The organism is Kosakonia sp. CCTCC M2018092, assembly GCF_003864115.1.
GTDB classification, from domain to species: domain Bacteria; phylum Pseudomonadota; class Gammaproteobacteria; order Enterobacterales; family Enterobacteriaceae; genus Kosakonia; species Kosakonia cowanii.
Window position 1 is genome coordinate 753317 of record NZ_CP034225.1, and the last position, 15950, is coordinate 769266.

A 15950-nucleotide genomic window follows, 5' to 3' on the forward strand; every position below is an offset into this window, starting at 1 on the left:
TTTCAACCCAGGTCGCCGAAGCGAACCTGAAGCGCGGTGATGGCGGTAAGCGCCGTTGTCTCGGTGCGTAGCACGCGGGGACCTAACAAAATATCCGTAAACTGGTAGCGCGCGGTCATGGCGATCTCATCGGCGGATAGACCGCCTTCCGGGCCAATCAGCAGACGCACGCGCTCGACGGGCAGGGGCAATGTGTTAATACTCTGGCTGGCGCGCGGATGGAGGTTGAGCTTCAGACCGCTCTCCTCTTCAGCGCACCAGGCTTCGAGATCCATGGCCGGGCGAATCTCCGGAACACGGTTGCGCCCGCACTGTTCACAGGCGGCAATGGCGATCTTTTGCCACTGCAGCAGCTTCTTGTTCAGGCGTTCGGCGTCCAGTTTAACGCCGCAGCGCTCAGAAAAAAGTGGCGTAATGAGGCTTACACCCAGCTCGATCGATTTCTGGATGGTGAATTCCATCTTTTCACCGCGCGACATCACCTGGCCCAGGTGGATATGCAGCGGCGATTCACGGTCGTCCACTTCGCCGCGCAGCACGCTGACGCGCACGCTTTTTTTATCGGCATGGGTGATTTCTGCCTCGAAAACCTGGTTGGAGCCATCGAAAAGCTGCACTGCCTGGCCCGGGCCCATACGCAGCACGCGGCCGACGTGGTTGGCGGCATCCTCGCTAAGGGCAATTTCACTGCCCGGCTGAATACATTCTGGGTGATGGATGCGGGGAATGCGCATGTTTTAGATCCGTTCAGATTACCGCCCCGCACGGCAGGGCGGATGTTAACAATGGCGCTAGTGTAGGTTAGCTCTTTCGCGCCATGCAAGCGCGCTGCACATACGGGTTATGGTTGCCCTGAATGGCCGCGATACGCTCATCGCGCGTGCACTCCCACGCAGTGACCGGATAGAGCTTATCCCACGCGGTGAAAAGCTGGGTTTGCTGGCGTGAGAGCGGTAGCTGGTATTGATCGCGCATATAGAAGTAGGTGCGGGCAATCGAACCGCGTGCGCGCGCCGGTGGTTCAGCCAGCTTCGCTTTGAAATCGACCTTCATCCCGCACTGGCCATACTGCCCTTCACCGCCGTTCCACTGGCTGTACATGAAGTTGCCGCGATCGCCATTCACCTCGCCCACGGCGGGTTGCAGGTTATGCATATCGCTCTCAATCTTGCGGTAGCCCGGATCTTTGGCGCACTGTTTGCGCCCGCCATCTTGCCAGCACTGACGCAGGTGGCCAAACTGCCAGGCGGGCATCACATGCTCCCACTCGATGCGGCTGGCGCGGTTCTCGTTTTTTCGCACTTTATAGCCGCAGGAGGCGAGATCGACGACCCCTTTTTTGCCCTGCCAGTTGATTTTACAGCCGCAGTAAAAATCACCCGGCGCGTCAGCATTCACTTTCACACCGGCCGCTTTAGCCTGGGAAAAGTTGTTGATACCGTTGGCGGCCAGGGCAGGCACTGCCAGCAACGTGAAGAGAAAAGGTATAAAACGGAACATAGCGAACTCCCTGTCAAAACGAGCTCGCAACGTAGCGGAAGGTGCTTCCTGATGCAATCAGTTAGCGCATAAAACTTCTTAATGGATTCAGTTAGCCGCTTCAGCCATTAACGGCTCGCCGCAGCGCACGCAGCGGTAGATCGCCTCGCCGCGCACTACCCGATTATGGCGACGCAGGGTCAGCTGATGCTGCTGGCATTTACAGCGGTAGGGGAAGGTGTTGCGCCGCACCGATTCCAGCTCAAACTGATGCGTTCGTCGCGCAGGTACGCCGAGCACGCTCTCCATCATCCACTTCCACTCTTTGCCGTGCGGCGCAACGCGCCCGAACTCTTTCCACACCAGCAGGTGCGCCAGCTCATGCGGAACCACTTCATCAATAAAAGCTTGCTGGTTTTCCAGCAGCAGCACGGGGTTGAGGCGAATTTCGTAGTCGGCAAGCCACGCCGTACCGGCGGCAGTGCCGCGCTGTTGATAAACCAGTTTCGGTTCGGGGTAGTCACGCTCAAGCTTCTGGTTAGCGAGGGCGAGTTTATCCCGCAGGCTACGCATAACAGCTTGCTGGAGGGCGATGGGGAGGCGGGGTGTTTTCATAACTGCAGAGAATAGGATGGGCGGGGCGGGAGTGCAATAAGCAAAAAAGGCTTCCTCCGCAGAGGAAGCCTGAAGGGTGTTAATCAGTCACGGGAACCAATTTCACGCAGCGGACGGCCACGCATCAGGTTGCGCTCGATATGCTCCAGCGAAACGTGTTTGGTTTCCGGCACCAGCCACAGGGTGAGGATAATGAACAGCACGTTAAGACCGCCGTACACCCAGAAGGTGTTGGCATTGCCCAGCGTGTTTAGCATCGTCAGGAAGGTCGCGCCGACAATCATGTTGGCGATCCAGTTAGTGGCGGTAGAGAGGGTGATACCAAAATCGCGGCCTTTCAGCGGCTGGATTTCGGAGCAGAGTACCCAAATCAGCGGACCGGCGCTCATGGCGAAGCCGACGATAAACATCAGCAGCATGGCGACAGCGAAGTACTGCGCAGACGGCGAATGGATGCCCATATGCAGCATCGTACCGAGAATACCCATACCGGCGGCCATTACCATAAAGCCCAGCACCAGCGTCGGCTTACGGCCCCAGCGGTCCACCAGACCGATAGCGATAAAGGTCGCCAGCACGTTGGTCAGACCGACGATTACCGTTCCCCACATCTGTTCGGTGGTGTTGGTGTAACCCGCCAGTTCAAAGATTTTCGGCGCGTAATACATGATGACGTTCATGCCGGTGAACTGTTGCATGATTTGCAGCAGCACGCCGAGGAAGACCGCGCGGCGGAAGTTGCTGTTCTCTTTAAACAGCGCCCAGCCGGTCTGCTTCACTTTCAGGCTTTCGCGGATCTCATCCAGTTCGTTTTTCGCTTCGGCGCTGGTATCGCGCAGGCGCAGCAGCACTCGTTCAGCATCGTTAAAGCGGCGTTTCGCGGCGAACCAGCGCGGGCTGTCCGGCAGGAAGAAGACGCCAATCAGCAGCAGCACCGCCGGAATGATGATCACGCCCAGCATCCAGCGCCATGCGCCGCTGTAGCTGAACGCGGTGTCGGAAAGGTACGCGCCGAGAATACCGATGGTGATCATCAACTGATACATCGAAATCATACTGCCGCGGATTTTTTCCGGGGCGATCTCAGAGAGGTAGAGCGGAGCGGTATAAGAGGCGATACCAACCGCCAGGCCGAGCAGCACGCGTGAAACGATCAGGAACTCGACGTTCGGTGCAGCGGCAGAGCAGAGAGAGCCGATAACAAACAGCACGGCACCGATCATCAGGCTCTTTTTACGCCCGAGACGCCAGGAGAGCCAGCCGCTGCCGACTGCGCCGACGGCAGCACCAAACATCATTGAACTCACCACCCACTCCTGAGTGTGCGAGCTGATTTGAAAATCTTCCGTGATGAAGGGCAGTGCGCCCGCAATCACGCCAATATCCAGGCCAAAAAGTAATCCTGCCAGTGCTGCGAGGAAGCAGACAAAAAAGGTCATGGCCTTGTTGGAATGCTTCTGTTTCTTATTGTCAGGCATTATGCCCTCCATTCATGTTATGAATTTTATCGTGATAAAAGTTAGGTCACTCATAAGCGAAAAGTCGTGATATGCATCACATGAGTGTAATCGGTTACATTTCGGGCAGGCCACGAATGTAAATAAAAGTGTTGAGGATTATAGGATTCTTGACAATGAATGGTTAATTGCAGGCCGTTATTTCAGACTAAACCGAAGCGTAATGTAACAATTATGACGCGTGACCATTTCAGCCGGTGAGGGAAGGGGAGGATTTCGTTGAGCGCCTGATGTAATCGCTTTCAAATGAAATAGTTACGGGCAGAGTGAGTATAGCTGCACAAATGGGGTGTGGTGGTCGCAAAGCGCATCAAAATGAAAAAGGCCAGCGCGAGGCTGGCCTTTATAGCGGTGCGGTCAGTGGATTATTTCAGACCGGCAGCATCGCGCAGCAGCGCGGCTTTGTCGGTTTTTTCCCACGGGAAAGATTCGCGACCGAAGTGACCGTATGCAGCAGTCTCTTTGTAGATCGGGTGCAGCAGATCCAGCATCTGAATCAGGCCGTACGGACGCAGGTCGAAGAACTCACGCACCAGCAGCGTTAACTGCTCGGTGGAGACCTTCTCAGTGCCGAAGGTTTCAACCATGATTGAAGTCGGCTCTGCCACGCCAATGGCGTAGGAGACCTGGATTTCACAGCGGTCGGCAAGGCCAGCAGCAACGATGTTTTTCGCTACATAACGCGCCGCGTACGCTGCGGAACGGTCAACTTTCGATGGATCTTTACCGGAGAATGCGCCGCCGCCGTGACGGGCCATGCCGCCGTAGGTATCAACGATGATTTTACGGCCGGTCAGACCACAGTCGCCCATCGGGCCGCCGATAACAAAACGGCCGGTCGGGTTGATAAAGAATTTGGTAGAGGCGTTCAGCCACTCGGTCGGCAGGATCGGCTTGATGATCTCTTCCATCACCGCTTCCTGCAGCGATTTCTGGTCGATATCTTCTGAGTGCTGGGTAGAGAGCACTACAGCATCAATGCCGACAATTTTGCCATCGTCGTACTGGAAAGTGACCTGGCTCTTCGCATCCGGACGCAGCCACGGCAGGGTGCCGTTTTTGCGCACTTCTGCCTGGCGTTCAACCAGACGGTGAGCGTAGGTGATCGGGGCTGGCATCAGCACGTCGGTTTCGTTGGTCGCATAGCCAAACATCAGGCCCTGGTCGCCCGCACCCTGCTCCAGCGGATCGGCACGGTCAACGCCCTGGTTGATATCCGGGGACTGCTTACCGATTGCGCTCAGTACGGCGCAAGAGTTGGCGTCAAAGCCCATGTCAGAGTGAACATAGCCGATATCACGCACGGTATTACGGGTGATCTCTTCGATATCCACCCATGCGCTGGTGGTGATTTCGCCACCGACCAGCACCATGCCGGTTTTCACGTACGTTTCACAAGCGACGCGCGCTTTAGGGTCCTGCTCGAGGATTGCATCCAGCACAGCGTCGGAAATTTGGTCAGCGATTTTGTCAGGATGCCCTTCAGAGACGGACTCGGACGTAAAAAGGTGTTTTGCCATAATAAATTTTCACCTGGTGTAATTCGGTTAGATCGAATTCTGTGTTCGGCTCTCTTCGCGGTGGCTACGCAAAGATGACACAAGAAGTCTGAGTGTTAATCGGTCTGGACGGATTAACATCTGGACGGCTATTTTAGGTTACTTATTCATCCCATTGCCAGCGTTTTTTGATGTATTCCATAACCTGAGGTCTATAGTGACGGAAAATTTTCCCGGCAAAGGGCTAATAACAGCTTTTTTATTTTGCTTTTTCACCCGGTTATCGGTATAAAACGCCGCGCGCGGCTCATCAAAAAAGCGCACGGCATCGCTGCTGTGTCGCCACTTCCAGCCGGGTTAAGCAGTGTATTTAATGGCTTTGGCTTGTCGCGGGTCGTCATGGCTTGCGTGGAGGTGATACGAAATAATGAACCGTCGTTTTCTGAATATTCTGCCGCGTCGTTCTGACGTGCATGCACTTCCCGTCATTCGCATCTCTAATCTGCAAACCAGCCGATGTTATCCCCATTTCGGCGCTTCTCAGGACTCCAGGGCCGGTAAGGCATTGTGATAACTGAACAAGGGCTCTCCTGAGCATCAGGAGTTTTCTCGTGGTTTCGCCGGGCTGTCATACTCGGGTCCGGACAGATGTTTTACTATCATATGAACCAGAAACCGGTCGCGCAGTCGGTGCTTTGGCATGTTATGCCGAAAATCATGGCTGTTTATGGGTTGTTATCGCTATGTGTCACTGCGATAGTAGTCAACTATTTCATCCTCGTGTCGCTTCGCATTGCCAATGAGCAGCGTGACGTTCACAGGGTATACACTTTGCTTAAGTGAGGTTCGCAATGTCTGACGACATCTCTTCAGTTTCGCCTTCGTCAGCAGGCGAACACGGTGCACTACGTTCCATGCAGGAGGTAGCGATGAGCTCCCAGGAAGCCAGCAAGATGCTACGGACTTACAATATTGCCTGGTGGGGCAATAACTACTACGACGTCAATGAGCTGGGCCACATCAGCGTGTGCCCCGATCCGGATGTCCCCGAGGCGCGTGTCGATCTGGCACAGCTGGTGAAAGCGCGTGAAGCGCAGGGCCAGCGTTTACCGGCGCTCTTCTGCTTCCCGCAGATCCTGCAACACCGTTTGCGCTCGATTAACGCCGCCTTCAAACGCGCGCGTGAATCCTATGGCTATAACGGCGACTACTTCCTGGTTTACCCGATCAAGGTTAACCAGCACCGTCGCGTCATCGAATCCCTGATCCACTCCGGCGAACCGCTGGGGCTGGAAGCGGGTTCCAAAGCGGAACTGATGGCGGTACTCGCCCATGCGGGCATGACCCGTTCGGTGATCGTCTGTAACGGCTATAAAGACCGTGAATACATCCGCCTGGCGCTGATTGGCGAGAAGATGGGCCACAAGGTCTATCTGGTAATCGAGAAGATGAGCGAAATCGCCATCGTGCTGGAAGAAGCCGAGCGCCTGAATGTAATCCCGCGCCTTGGCGTGCGTGCGCGTCTGGCATCGCAAGGCTCAGGCAAATGGCAATCCTCCGGCGGTGAAAAGTCGAAGTTTGGCCTGGCGGCAACGCAGGTACTGCAACTGGTTGAGATCCTGCGTGAGCGCGGTCGTCTGGACAGCATTCAGCTGCTGCACTTCCACCTCGGTTCGCAGATGGCCAATATTCGCGATATCGCCACCGGCGTGCGCGAATCAGCCCGTTTCTACGTTGAGCTGCACAAGCTGGGCGTGAATATTCAGTGCTTCGACGTCGGCGGCGGCCTGGGTGTCGATTATGAAGGCACCCGTTCGCAATCCGACTGCTCCGTTAACTACGGCCTGAACGAGTATGCGAACAACATTATCTGGGCGATTGGCGATGCCTGTGAAGAGCACGGTTTGCCGCACCCGACGGTGATCACCGAATCGGGACGCGCGGTCACCGCGCACCATACGGTGCTGGTCTCCAATATCATTGGCGTTGAGCGCAACGAATACACCCCGGCCATTCCGCCGGCGGAAGATGCGCCGCGCGCGCTGCAAAGCATGTGGGAAACCTGGCAGGAGATGCACGAGCCTGGGACGCGCCGTTCGCTGCGCGAGTGGCTGCATGACAGCCAGATGGATCTGCACGATATTCACGTTGGTTACTCTTCCGGCACCTTTAGCCTGCAAGAGCGCGCGTGGGCAGAGCAGCTCTACCTGAACATGTGCCATGAAGTGCAGAAGCAGCTCGATCCGAGCAACCGCGCGCACCGTCCGATTATCGACGAACTGCAGGAGCGTATGGCGGACAAGATGTACGTCAACTTCTCCCTGTTCCAGTCGATGCCGGATGCGTGGGGTATCGATCAGCTCTTCCCGGTTCTGCCGCTGGAAGGGTTAAACCATGCGCCGGAGCGCCGTGCGGTGCTGCTGGATATTACCTGTGACTCCGATGGTGCTATCGATCACTATGTCGATGGCGACGGCATTGCCACAACGATGCCGATGCCGGAGTACGATCCGGAGAACCCGCCGATGCTGGGCTTCTTTATGGTCGGCGCCTATCAGGAGATCCTCGGCAACATGCACAACCTGTTCGGCGATACCGAAGCGGTTGACGTGTTTGTCTTCCCGGATGGCAGCGTGGAAGTGGAGCTTTCTGATGAAGGCGATACCGTGGCCGATATGCTTGAGTACGTGCAGCTCGATCCGGGCAAGCTGTTAACCCAGTTCCGCGATCAGGTTAAAGAGACCGGGCTGGACGATGCGCTGCAGCAGCAGTTCCTCGAAGAGTTTGAAGCGGGTCTCTACGGCTATACCTATCTGGAAGATGAGTAACCTCATCGCACGGCGTGAGCCGCAATGAAATCAATCCCCTCCCGGCCAGGCCCGGAGGGGATTTTTTATTGGCGCTGACGGCGTAATAAAAAGGAGGCCAGCGCCTCCTTTATTCATTACTTGATGCCGTCTGCGGCCATACGATCGCGAATATGCTGAGCACGGGCTGCTGAGGCCGGGTGATCGTCAAACATTGAGCTTTGACGGCCCTGGTCCATCTTCGCCAGTTTTTCGAAGCTGGTGGCTAAACCAACCGGGTTGATGCCGCGCTTACGCAGCAGGTCGTAAGAGTAGTCATCCGCTTCCGACTCCTGACGCTGGGAGAACTGTGAATTGACCAGTTTTTCCCCGAGTGCGCCAAGCTGCGACTGGGACAGGCTACCGACCACGCCGCCCGCCGAGGCTGCCGCTGCGCGCACCGCATTGGTACCGAGCGCGACCTGCATCCCTTTCTTCACGTGGCCGAGCGCAACGTGGCCCATTTCGTGGCCAACTACCGCTTCGACTTCATTGTCGGTCATCATATCCATCAGGCCGCTGTAAACGCGGATACAGCCATTCGCCATGGCAAAGGCGTTAACGTCTTTAGTGACATACACCTTGTAGTTCACCGGCTGGCCGTTGATGTTGTCGCCAAGGGCGGCGGCAATTTTGTTCACACGTTGGCTGTATTCGCTGCTTGCTGGTGCGATGGTCGCTTTACTGTCCATCTGCTTACAGGCGTCGTCGCTGAGGGCGATAACTTGCGTATCGCTCAGGGTGTAAGCCTGAAAAGCCTCCGCACCGGAGCTGAGAAAACCGTTTGAATCCATGTTCTGACAACCGGCAAGCAGGGTTGTCATTCCCAGAGCAAGGAGGGCTGGGCGAATTTTCATTTATTATCTTCCGCAATGGTTGAGTCGTTTTTTGCTCCGCCGTTCTTCTACACGAGAGGGCGGTGAGCGCCAGTATAAAGAAGAGAGTGTTGGACGGGCGAGGAGATTGCGCAACTTGCGAGCGGCTTCCAGAGATTTCTGAAGCGCAAAAGGATGCTCCATGTACATGATTACCCGCTTGGGTTACATTGTTGGCACTTTTTTCCGGCGTAGCCCAAAACGCGCTGTCGTCAAGTCGTTACGGGATTAGCCCTTAACAGTCCGATCTGGAGTCAAAATGTCCTCACGTAAAGAGCTTGCCAATGCTATTCGTGCGCTGAGCATGGACGCGGTACAGAAAGCCAAATCCGGTCACCCGGGAGCCCCAATGGGCATGGCAGACATCGCCGAAGTGTTATGGCGTGATTTCCTGAACCATAACCCGACGAATCCTGCATGGGCTGACCGCGACCGCTTTGTGCTGTCCAACGGTCACGGCTCGATGCTGATCTATAGCCTGCTGCACCTCACCGGCTACGATCTGCCGATTACCGAACTGCAGAACTTCCGCCAGCTGCACTCCAAAACTCCGGGTCACCCGGAAGTGGGTTACACCGCTGGCGTTGAAACCACCACCGGCCCGCTGGGGCAGGGGATTGCAAACGCAGTCGGTATGGCGATTGCCGAGAAGACGCTGGCCGCGCAGTTCAACCGTCCGGGTCATGACATTGTTGACCACTTCACCTACGCCTTTATGGGCGACGGCTGCATGATGGAAGGCATCTCCCACGAAGCCTGCTCGCTGGCCGGTACGCTGAAGCTGGGTAAACTGGTTGCGTTCTATGACGACAACGGCATCTCTATCGATGGCCACGTTGAAGGCTGGTTCACCGACGATACCGCGAAACGCTTTGAAGCCTACGGCTGGCACGTTGTTCGCGGCGTAGACGGCCACGACGCCGATGCCATCAAACGCGCTGTTGAAGAAGCACGCAGCGTCACCGACAAACCGTCGCTGCTGATGTGCAAAACCATTATCGGTTTCGGCTCGCCGAACAAAGCCGGTACCCACGACTCCCACGGCGCGCCGCTGGGTGACGCGGAAGTGGCACTGACCCGCGAACAGCTGGGCTGGAAACACGCTCCGTTTGAGATCCCGTCTGAGATTTATGCGCAGTGGGATGCGAAAGAAGTGGGTCAGGCGAAAGAGTCTGCGTGGAACGAGAAGTTCGCCGCTTACGCGAAAGCGTTCCCGGAGCTGGCTGCCGAGTTCACTCGTCGTATGAAAGGCGAGATGCCGGAAGATTTCGCGGCGAAAGCCAACGAATTCATTGCCAAACTGCAGGCGAACCCGGCGAAAATCGCCAGCCGTAAAGCTTCCCAAAACGCTATCGAAGCGTTTGGCCCGCTGCTGCCGGAGTTCCTTGGTGGTTCCGCTGACCTCGCGCCTTCCAACCTGACCCTGTGGTCCGGCTCGAAAGCGATCAATGAAGATGCCGCAGGTAACTACATTCACTACGGCGTGCGCGAGTTCGGTATGACCGCGATTGCCAACGGTATCTCTCTGCATGGCGGTTTCGTGCCGTACACCTCCACCTTCCTGATGTTCGTCGAGTATGCGCGTAACGCGGTACGTATGGCGGCGCTGATGAAGCAGCGTCAGGTGCTGGTTTACACCCACGACTCTATTGGTCTGGGTGAAGATGGCCCGACGCACCAGCCGGTTGAGCAGGTTGCTTCTCTGCGCCTGACCCCGAACGTCAGCACCTGGCGTCCGTGTGACCAGGTTGAGTCTGCGGTTGCGTGGAAATATGGCGTTGAGCGTCACGACGGCCCGACGGCGCTGATCCTCTCTCGCCAGAACCTGGCGCAGCAGGATCGTACCGAGCAGCAGCTGGCGGATATCGCTCGCGGCGGTTACGTGCTGAAAGATTGTGACGGTCAGCCGCAGCTGATCTTCATCGCCACTGGTTCTGAAGTGGAGCTGGCCGTTGCTGCGTGGGAACGTCTGACAGCTGAAGGCGTGAAAGCGCGCGTGGTCTCCATGCCGTCTACCGACACCTTCGACAAGCAGGATGCTGCTTACCGTGAATCGGTGCTGCCGAAAGCGGTCAGCGCACGCGTGGCGGTGGAAGCCGGTATCGCCGACTTCTGGTGCAAATACACCGGCCTGAACGGCGCGGTTGTTGGCATGACCACCTTCGGTGAGTCTGCGCCAGCAGAGCTGCTGTTCGAAGAGTTTGGCTTCACCGTGGATAACGTGGTCGCCAAAGCGAAAGAGCTGCTGTAATCCCTGTTACCCGGTAGCGTTTCGCTTACCGGGTCTGCACTATTCCGTGCCGGAGCTGGCATCATCGCCCTCCGGCACGTCTACGTTATGCCCCCACCATACTCTCCTTTTTTTACTGAACGCTCTTAAAGCACCCTTGATCTATGTGTAAAAAATATACTGGATATCTATCCAGTAAGTTGTATACTATTTCCTCACCTTAACTGATGTGAGTTTGAGTAAGGAGTGAACATGCTGATCTCTGGTGAACATCTTAATTCGCAGGCTGCCGCATCGACCATCAGCAGCCGCGAAATCGCGAAGCTGACGGGCGTAACTCATGCCGAAGTCAAACGGATGGTTAAAAGCCTGGAAACTGCGCAACGTCTTTCCCAGCCGGTAAGTGCCAATGCTTACGAGCGCGAGGGCGAAATGCGGCAGGAGTTTTTGCTCAATAAGCGCGACTCACTGTTGACGGTTTCACGCCTTTCTCCGGCTTTTACCGCCGAAATGCTCGATCGCTGGCAGGAGCGCGAAAAAACCGTCGGCCTGCCGGACTTTACCAATCCTGCTGCGGCAGCACGCGCCTGGGCGGAGCAGTATGAAAAACGCCAGCGTGCGGAAGCGCAGCTTGCCATTACCGCGCCTAAAGCGGAGTTTTTCGACCAGTATGTGCGGGTTGAAGAGTCGCTCGGTTTCCGCCAGCTGTGCAAAATGCTGCGTGTGAAAGAGCCGCAGTTCCGCCGCTTTTTGCTGGAGCGCAATATCATGCAGCGGGTTAACGGCGCGCTGATGCCGCCGCAGTATCATATCGATGCGGGTTACTTCACCGTGCATGGCGGCGTGGGCGAAAACAGCCACAGCTGGTCGCAGGCGCGCTTCACCGCGAAGGGCGTCAAATGGGTGGCCGATCTGTGGGCGAAAGAACTCTCTTCGCAGCCGGTTGAGATGCCGCGCGCGGATCGCACCGAACCGCAGGTGCCTGAGCGCAGCTGGTTTTAAGCCGCGTTTAGCGTACGGTGTTTTATCGCAGAAGTGGGGGAGTGAAACGGGTTCAGAGTAGCCCTCATCAGCCCGATCGATTTAATGGTTCACAACACACTCTCTCGTCTGATAAACCAGCATGGACGCTTTTCTCTCCCCCTGGTTCGCTTTTCTGGCCCTCAGCTAAACCCTGCCTTTTCCCGTCAATTATTCCAGCAAAAATGTGATGCAAGTCAGATTACTGGCGAATTCGTCTGGACAATCATTCCTTTTATTCCAGCTTTCGCTTATTCTAGCTGAAGCGTTTCAGTCGGCTAAATGTTCGACAAATAAGCAAACAGACGCAGTTCAGGCAGGCGAGGATTCCCCTCTGGTGGCGACTGGATTACTCTGTCATCCACTTCAGGCGGGCTGGCCTTGCAGGAGAGTTATGAGCCTACGCATAGCGATTAACGGTTTCGGTCGCATCGGGCGCAACGTGGTTCGGGCACTATACGAATCAGGGCGTCGCGCCGAGATCACCGTGGTGGCAATCAATGAACTGGCGGATGCCGCGGGGATCGCGCATCTGCTGAAGTACGACACCAGCCACGGGCGGTTTGCCTGGGACGTGCGCCAGGAGCGGGAGCAGCTATTTATTGGCGACGATGCGATTCGCCTCCTGCACGAAAGCGAGATTTCAGCGCTGCCGTGGCGCGAACTGGGCGTTGATATCGTGCTTGATTGCACCGGCGTTTATGGCAGCCGTGAAGATGGCGAAGCCTACCTGGCGGCAGGCGCGAAAAAAGTGCTCTTCTCTCACCCCGGCAGCAGCGATCTCGACGCAACCATCGTCTTTGGCGTGAACCATATGACGCTGCGTCCGGAAGATCACCTTGTCTCCAACGCCTCCTGCACCACGAACTGTATTATTCCGGTGATCAAACTGCTCGACGAGGCTTACGGCATTGAGTGGGGAACGGTAACGACGATCCACTCGGCGATGCACGATCAGCAGGTGATTGATGCTTATCATGCCGATCTGCGCCGTACACGCGCAGCCAGCCAGTCAATCATCCCGGTCGATACCAAACTGGCGGCGGGCATCTCGCGCATTTTCCCGCAGTTTAATGACAAATTCGAAGCGATTGCGGTGCGTGTACCGACCATTAACGTCACCGCTATTGATTTAAGCGTAACGGTGAAAAAGCCGGTAAAAGCGAGTGAAGTCAACCAGTTGCTGCAAAAAGCAGCGCAGGGAACATTTCATGGTATAGTTGACTATACGGAATTACCGTTGGTCTCAATTGATTTTAATCACGATCCGCACAGCGCCATTGTCGATGGCACGCAAACCCGGGTCAGTGGTTCGCACCTGATTAAAACCCTTGTGTGGTGCGACAACGAATGGGGCTTTGCTAACCGTATGCTCGACACAACGTTAGCAATAGCTGCAGTGAGTTTCAGGTAAGGCACGCGAGTGTCTACAAAACTTAAGAATCATCGAGAGGATTCACCATGTCTGTAATTAAGATGACCGATCTGGATCTGGCTGGTAAACGCGTTCTAATCCGTGCGGATTTGAACGTACCGGTTAAAGAAGGGAAAGTGACCAGCGATGCGCGTATCCGTGCTTCTCTGCCGACCATCGAACTGGCGCTGAAACAGGGTGCTAAAGTGATGGTAACGTCTCACCTGGGTCGCCCGACCGAAGGTGAATACAACGAAGAATTCTCTCTGCTTCCGGTAGTTAACTATCTGAAAGACAAACTCTCCAACCCGGTTCGCCTGGCAAAAGATTACCTGGACGGCGTAGAAATCGCTGCCGGTGAGCTGGTCGTGCTGGAAAACGTACGCTTCAACAAAGGCGAGAAGAAAGACGACGAAACGCTGGCGAAGAAATATGCCGCGCTGTGCGACGTCTTTGTGATGGACGCCTTTGGTACTGCGCACCGCGCGCAGGCTTCTACTCACGGTGTCGGTAAATTTGCTGATGTCGCGTGCGCAGGTCCGCTGCTGGCAGAAGAGCTGGACGCGCTGGGTAAAGCGCTGAAAGAGCCGGCTCGCCCGATGGTAGCTATCGTTGGTGGTTCTAAAGTCTCTACCAAACTGACCGTGCTGGACTCCCTGTCCAAAATCGCTGACCAGCTGATCGTTGGCGGCGGTATTGCTAACACCTTCGTTGCGGCCCAGGGTCATAACGTTGGTAAATCCCTGTACGAAGCGGATCTGGTTGATGAAGCCAAACGTCTGCTGAGCACCTGCGATATCCCGGTTCCGACCGATGTGCGCGTGGCAACCGAATTCTCCGAAACCGCTAACGCGACGCTGAAATCCGTTAATGACATCAAAGATGATGAGCAAATTCTGGATTTGGGCGACGTTTCCGCACAGAAACTGGCTGAAATCCTGAAAAACGCCAAAACTATTCTGTGGAATGGTCCGGTTGGCGTCTTTGAGTTCCCGAACTTCCGTAAGGGTACTGAAATCGTGGCGAACGCCATCGCTGACAGCGACGCGTTCTCCATCGCAGGCGGCGGCGACACGCTGGCTGCTATCGATCTGTTCGGTATCGCTGACAAGATCTCCTACATCTCCACTGGCGGCGGTGCATTCCTCGAATTCGTGGAAGGCAAAGTTCTGCCGGCAGTAGCCATGCTCGAAGAGCGCGCTAAGCAGTAAGATCAGCAGGGCGGGGTAACCCGCCTTAATTTCAGCGCGCTAAAAGGCACGCATTTTTCCAGGCCAAAGATACAGGACTACGTAACATGTCTAAAATTTTTGATTTCGTAAAACCTGGCGTGATCACCGGTGATGACGTTCAGAAAGTGTTCCAGGTAGCTAAAGAAAACAACTTCGCTCTGCCGGCAGTTAACTGCGTGGGCACTGACTCCATCAACGCCGTTCTGGAAGCCGCTGCGAAAGTTCGCGCACCGGTTATCGTACAGTTCTCCAACGGCGGCGCTGCGTTCATCGCGGGCAAAGGCGTGAAGACTGACGTTCCTCAGGGCGCGGCTATTCTGGGTGCTATCTCTGGCGCGCATCACGTTCACCAGATGGCAGAACACTACGGTGTGCCGGTTATTCTGCACACTGACCACTGCGCGAAAAAACTGCTGCCGTGGATCGACGGCCTGCTGGACGCCGGTGAAAAACACTTCGCTGCGACCGGCAAACCGCTGTTCTCTTCTCACATGATCGACCTGTCTGAAGAGTCTCTGGAAGAGAACATCGAGATCTGCTCCAAGTACCTGGAGCGCATGTCCAAAATGGGCATGACCCTCGAGATCGAACTGGGCTGCACCGGCGGTGAAGAAGATGGCGTCGACAACAGCCATATGGACGCATCTGCTCTCTACACCCAGCCGGAAGACGTGGACTACGCTTACACCAAGCTGAACGCCATCAGCCCGCGTTTCACCATCGCGGCTTCTTTCGGTAACGTTCACGGCGTTTACAAGCCGGGTAACGTTAAACTGACCCCGACTATCCTGCGCGACTCTCAGGAGTATGTTTCCAAGAAACATAACCTGCCGCACAACAGCCTGAACTTCGTGTTCCACGGAGGTTCCGGCTCTTCTGCTCAGGAAATCAAAGACTCCGTAAGCTACGGCGTTATCAAAATGAACATCGATACCGACACCCAATGGGCAACCTGGGAAGGTATTCTGAAGTACTACAAAGATAACGAAGGCTACCTGCAGAGCCAGCTGGGCAACCCGAAAGGCGAAGACCAGCCGAACAAGAAATACTACGATCCGCGCGTATGGCTGCGTGCAGCGCAGACCAGCATGGTGACGCGTCTGGAGCAGGCATTTAAAGAGCTGAACGCAGTAGACGTTCTGTAATTTACGCCGCTCTTTTCCGAAAAGGCCCGCACTTTGCGGGCCTTTTTTATTGCGAATTCAATAAGCTGCTATTCGCCT

13 protein-coding genes are annotated in these 15950 nt (G+C 55.7%); 7 read left to right on the plus strand and 6 right to left on the minus strand.

The annotated features are described in order from the left end of the window. Nucleotides 1-2 precede the first annotated feature (2 nt). From rsmE to metK, 5 genes are all read right to left on the minus strand, one after another. Nucleotides 3-734 (minus strand): 16S rRNA (uracil(1498)-N(3))-methyltransferase, encoded by a 732-nt coding sequence (gene rsmE / locus EH164_RS03500; protein ID WP_124967308.1) that lies wholly within the window; start codon nt 732-734, stop codon nt 3-5. A 67-nt stretch (nt 735-801) separates the two neighbouring features. Continuing rightward, a complete protein-coding gene (gene endA, locus EH164_RS03505; protein WP_124967309.1) occupies nt 802-1500 on the minus strand; it encodes a deoxyribonuclease I in 699 nt (232 codons plus the stop codon). 87 nt (nt 1501-1587) lie between these two features. Further along, nucleotides 1588-2094, minus strand: a complete 507-nt coding sequence (locus EH164_RS03510) for a SprT family zinc-dependent metalloprotease (protein WP_076769186.1) — start codon at nt 2092-2094, stop codon at nt 1588-1590. An 83-nt stretch (nt 2095-2177) separates the two neighbouring features. After that, a complete protein-coding gene (locus EH164_RS03515) occupies nt 2178-3572 on the minus strand; it encodes a sugar porter family MFS transporter (protein ID WP_124967310.1) in 1395 nt (464 codons plus the stop codon). Between the two features lie 404 nt (nt 3573-3976). After that, a complete protein-coding gene (gene metK / locus EH164_RS03520) occupies nt 3977-5131 on the minus strand; it encodes a methionine adenosyltransferase (RefSeq protein WP_023480766.1) in 1155 nt (384 codons plus the stop codon). 696 nt (nt 5132-5827) lie between these two features. On the opposite strand from metK, the gene EH164_RS22890 reads away from it, so the two are divergent. Then, nucleotides 5828-5953 carry a hypothetical protein gene (locus tag EH164_RS22890; RefSeq protein ID WP_370277248.1) on the plus strand — a complete coding sequence of 42 codons (126 nt, stop codon included), beginning with the start codon at nt 5828-5830 and terminating at the stop codon, nt 5951-5953. A gap of 8 nt (nt 5954-5961) precedes the next feature. Then, the gene (gene speA / locus EH164_RS03535) at nt 5962-7938 is read left to right on the plus strand and encodes a biosynthetic arginine decarboxylase (protein WP_071789546.1); all 1977 of its coding nucleotides are present in this window, start codon (nt 5962-5964) and stop codon (nt 7936-7938) included. A 116-nt stretch (nt 7939-8054) separates the two neighbouring features. Here the strand turns inward: speA and EH164_RS03540 are convergent, their stop codons facing one another. Beyond that, on the minus strand, nt 8055-8813 hold the full coding sequence (locus EH164_RS03540) for a M48 family metallopeptidase (protein WP_124967312.1): 759 nt from the start codon (nt 8811-8813) through the stop codon (nt 8055-8057). A 277-nt stretch (nt 8814-9090) separates the two neighbouring features. Between EH164_RS03540 and tkt the strand changes: the two genes are divergently transcribed. The 5 genes from tkt to fbaA all read left to right on the plus strand — a co-directional run bounded on the left by tkt (nt 9091) and on the right by fbaA (nt 15872). Next, a complete protein-coding gene (gene tkt / locus EH164_RS03545; RefSeq protein ID WP_124967313.1) occupies nt 9091-11082 on the plus strand; it encodes a transketolase in 1992 nt (663 codons plus the stop codon). 231 nt (nt 11083-11313) lie between these two features. After that, nucleotides 11314-12063 (plus strand): phage antirepressor KilAC domain-containing protein, encoded by a 750-nt coding sequence (locus EH164_RS03550; RefSeq protein ID WP_023480846.1) that lies wholly within the window; start codon nt 11314-11316, stop codon nt 12061-12063. Nucleotides 12064-12475: 412 nt separating this feature from the next. Next, on the plus strand, nt 12476-13495 hold the full coding sequence (gene epd / locus EH164_RS03555) for an erythrose-4-phosphate dehydrogenase (RefSeq protein WP_124967314.1): 1020 nt from the start codon (nt 12476-12478) through the stop codon (nt 13493-13495). A gap of 47 nt (nt 13496-13542) precedes the next feature. Further along, entirely contained in the window at nt 13543-14706 is a 1164-nt protein-coding gene (pgk, locus tag EH164_RS03560) for a phosphoglycerate kinase (protein WP_023481068.1), read from the plus strand. Nucleotides 14707-14792: 86 nt separating this feature from the next. Next, complete coding sequence (gene fbaA / locus EH164_RS03565; protein WP_023480871.1) at nt 14793-15872, plus strand: class II fructose-bisphosphate aldolase; 1080 nt, start codon at nt 14793-14795, stop codon at nt 15870-15872. The last annotated feature ends 78 nt before the right edge of the window (nt 15873-15950 follow it).

Excerpts from the sequence above, each read along its gene's own strand:
- speA (WP_071789546.1), top strand. The coding sequence starts at position 5,962 with ATGTCTGACGACATCTCTTCAGTTTCGCCTTCGTCAGCAGGCGAACAC.
- epd (WP_124967314.1), top strand. The coding sequence starts at position 12,476 with ATGAGCCTACGCATAGCGATTAACGGTTTCGGTCGCATCGGGCGCAAC.
- rsmE (WP_124967308.1), bottom strand. The coding sequence starts at position 734 with ATGCGCATTCCCCGCATCCATCACCCAGAATGTATTCAGCCGGGCAGT.
- endA (WP_124967309.1), bottom strand. The coding sequence starts at position 1,500 with ATGTTCCGTTTTATACCTTTTCTCTTCACGTTGCTGGCAGTGCCTGCC.
- EH164_RS03540 (WP_124967312.1), bottom strand. The coding sequence starts at position 8,813 with ATGAAAATTCGCCCAGCCCTCCTTGCTCTGGGAATGACAACCCTGCTT.
- EH164_RS03510 (WP_076769186.1), bottom strand. The coding sequence starts at position 2,094 with ATGAAAACACCCCGCCTCCCCATCGCCCTCCAGCAAGCTGTTATGCGT.
- fbaA (WP_023480871.1), top strand. The coding sequence starts at position 14,793 with ATGTCTAAAATTTTTGATTTCGTAAAACCTGGCGTGATCACCGGTGAT.
- EH164_RS03515 (WP_124967310.1), bottom strand. The coding sequence starts at position 3,572 with ATGCCTGACAATAAGAAACAGAAGCATTCCAACAAGGCCATGACCTTT.
- metK (WP_023480766.1), bottom strand. The coding sequence starts at position 5,131 with ATGGCAAAACACCTTTTTACGTCCGAGTCCGTCTCTGAAGGGCATCCT.
- tkt (WP_124967313.1), top strand. The coding sequence starts at position 9,091 with ATGTCCTCACGTAAAGAGCTTGCCAATGCTATTCGTGCGCTGAGCATG.
- EH164_RS03550 (WP_023480846.1), top strand. The coding sequence starts at position 11,314 with ATGCTGATCTCTGGTGAACATCTTAATTCGCAGGCTGCCGCATCGACC.
- EH164_RS22890 (WP_370277248.1), top strand. The coding sequence starts at position 5,828 with ATGGCTGTTTATGGGTTGTTATCGCTATGTGTCACTGCGATAGTAGTC.
- pgk (WP_023481068.1), top strand. The coding sequence starts at position 13,543 with ATGTCTGTAATTAAGATGACCGATCTGGATCTGGCTGGTAAACGCGTT.